The sequence below is a fragment of the Acinetobacter sp. UBA3025 genome, assembly GCF_002367915.1.
Classification (GTDB): Bacteria; Pseudomonadota; Gammaproteobacteria; order Pseudomonadales; family Moraxellaceae; genus Acinetobacter.
This window is the reverse complement of record NZ_DFDO01000067.1, coordinates 1-2,782: the sequence shown is the minus strand read 5'-3', so window position 1 is coordinate 2,782 and position 2,782 is coordinate 1. Positions and strand designations below refer to the sequence as shown.

Sequence of the window (2,782 nt, the reverse complement as noted above, 5' to 3'; positions counted from 1 at the left end):
TCTATTTCAGGACAAGACATACTGAAATTTAAAAAAATAGCAGAATTTAAAAAAAGCAGATCAATTGATCTGCTCATTCCCTACACGTTGACGGAACTTCTGCCCCGCGCGGAACGTAACAACACGGCGTGCAGAAATCGGAATCTCTTCACCCGTCTTCGGATTACGGCCTGGACGTTGGCGCTTATCACGTAACTCAAAGTTACCGAAACCCGATAATTTTACTTGTTCGCCCGAGATTAGCGCTTGGCTAATCTCGTCGAAAAACAACTCGACCATTTGTTTAGCTTCACGACGGTTTAAACTCGTGAGCTCACTTAAATGATCAGCCATTTCTGCTTTTGTTAATGCTGTCATGAAGCCCTCAATGTCGCTTGGTAAGTGTTTTCCAACACCTGAAGGATATTATCCATACCTGATTTAATTTCAGCATCTTCCAGTGTACGGCTTGGATGCTGCCAGAGAAGTGCAAATGCCAGTGAGCGTTTCCCTTCTTCTACTCCTTGTCCAGTGTACACATCGAACAACCATGTCGAGCCTAGAAGCTCTCCACCTGTTTTTTCGATAAGTCCCTGAATTTCGCTAACATTAATCTTATCACTAATTAAAAGCGCAATATCACGTCGAACCGATGGAAAACGTGATAATTCTGTAAAATTAGATACATAAGTTTGCAAAACAGCCGATTGATCTAATTCAGCGACCCAAGTCGTCGCCAAATCGAGCTCATCTTCAAGTGATGGATGTAAACGACCTAAGTAACCAATTGACCGACCATCCACTAGAATTTCTGCAGATTGACCAGGATGTAACCAGCTACGTTCAGAACGTACATATTCCACATTCAGACGTGCAGCTGCCAGCATTTCCTCAATGTCACCTTTGAAGTCAAAGAAATCCATTGGCTGCGCTTTACCATGCCAGGTTTCAGGCGTACGTGAACCAGTGGCGATTAAGGCAAAAGTTGGAATCTGTTTCAGATCATGAATTGAAGCCGCATTTTGGTAATCAAAACGCAGACCAAGTTCGAAGAAACGTACACGGTTCTGCTGGCGGTTGACGTTGTACTGTACGCATGGAATCAAGCTAGACAGTAAAGTTGAACGCATCACTGCCAAATCGCTTGAAATTGGATTCGCCAATGCCAATGGATTGACGTCAGGATTTAACTGTTTTTCCAGTTTCAGGTCAGCAAAACTGAAGCTGATCGCTTCCTGATAACCCAAGGTCACTGCAGTTTGACGAAGCTGAGTCAGTTCGAATTGGTCTTCATATTTCGCCAATTTCACATCAATGACAGGTAAGCTGATTTGAATATTGTCATAACCGTGAATACGGGCAACTTCTTCAATCAGGTCTTGATAGATTGCCATGTCATAACGGTGGGATGGCGGAATCACTGACCACTGACCTTCAGCTTTTACAGCGACGCTACAGCCTAAACGCGTTAAAGCATCTGTAATGAAATCTGATTCAACTGTATAACCTAATAGTTGATCGACTTGCGCTTGTTCTAACTCAATCGCTTCACGCTTTGGTAACAGCTCTGTTTTTTCAGCTACAATGATTGGACCAAACTCACCGCCTGCAAGCTCAGCAATCAGCTGAGAAGCACGATGCATTGCAATCATAGGCAATTCGAAATCGACACCACGTTCATAACGTTGTGACGCATCAGTATGTAGACCGAAACGACGGGCACGGCCAGCAATATGCAATGGCGCGAAGAATGCTGATTCTAGGAAGATTTCAGTAGTTTCATCAGTTACTGATGAAGACAAGCCCCCCATAATCCCTGCAATCGCTAATGCTTTTTCAGCATCTGAGATCACCATCACGTCGTCTTGCAGTTCAACTTCCTGTTCGTTAAGCAGAACAAGTTTTTCACCTGCTTTGGCTTGACGTACATGCACTGAACCCTGAACCTTGCCACCATCAAATGCATGCAGAGGTTGACCCAGTTCCATTAATACATAGTTAGTGATATCGACCAAAATGCTGTGTTGACGGATGCCAGCACGTACTAAAGCTCGTTCCATCCACTCAGGGGTGGGTGCTTTGGTATTGACGTTTTTGATCACACGACCGAGGTAACGTGGACAACCTTCAGTTTCAACAACGACTTGCTTTTGATCGGCGATGGTTGCAGCTACTTCTTTAATTTCAGGTGGAGTTACCGGCAACTGGTTAATCACACCAATTTCACGTGCGATCCCGCGAATGCTGAAACAGTCACCACGGTTCGGGGTGATGCTGATATCAATCACGTTGTCATCAAGGTCTAAATATTCACGAACATTGACACCGACTGGTGCATCTGCAGGAATCTCTAATAGACCATCAATTTTGTCTTCAAGATCGATTTCTGATGCGCCACACAGCATACCTTGTGATTCAACACCACGCAATTTGCCTTTCTTGATTTTAAAATCGCCTGGTAATACTGCACCGATGGTAGCTACCGGTGCTTTCATACCGGCACGTACGTTAGGTGCACCACACACGATTTGCAAAGGCTCACCTGAACCAATGTTTACAGTGGTAACACGTAAACGGTCTGCATCCGGATGCTGTTCGACAGTCAGGACTTCGCCAACAATCACACCTGTGAACGGTTTTGCGGCTGGAGACAAATCATCAACTTCAAGACCTAGCATAGTCAACTGGTCAGATAATTTTTCGCTGTCGATGGCTGGGTTGACCCATGTGCGCAACCAATTTTCGCTAATTTTCATACATTCATTTCCTTAATCTCCCCTAACCCCTCTTTTTCAAAGAGGGG

2 protein-coding genes are annotated in these 2,782 nt (G+C 44.6%); both read right to left on the bottom strand.

All coding sequences use genetic code 11. From position 1 onward, the window contains the following. Positions 1-60 precede the first annotated feature (60 nt). Entirely contained in the window at positions 61-357 is a 297-nt protein-coding gene (locus tag B4J23_RS02725; RefSeq protein WP_004783565.1) for an integration host factor subunit alpha, read from the bottom strand. Continuing rightward, positions 354-2,735, bottom strand: a complete 2,382-nt coding sequence (gene pheT, locus B4J23_RS02720) for a phenylalanine--tRNA ligase subunit beta (protein WP_291358690.1) — start codon at positions 2,733-2,735, stop codon at positions 354-356. Before pheT ends, B4J23_RS02725 begins: the two co-directional genes overlap by 4 nt. Positions 2,736-2,782 lie beyond the last annotated feature (47 nt).

What these genes read in the sequence shown, in the direction of transcription:
- B4J23_RS02725 (WP_004783565.1), bottom strand. Translation starts at nt 357, where the DNA reads ATGACAGCATTAACAAAAGCAGAAATGGCTGATCATTTAAGTGAGCTC.
- pheT (WP_291358690.1), bottom strand. Translation starts at nt 2,735, where the DNA reads ATGAAAATTAGCGAAAATTGGTTGCGCACATGGGTCAACCCAGCCATC.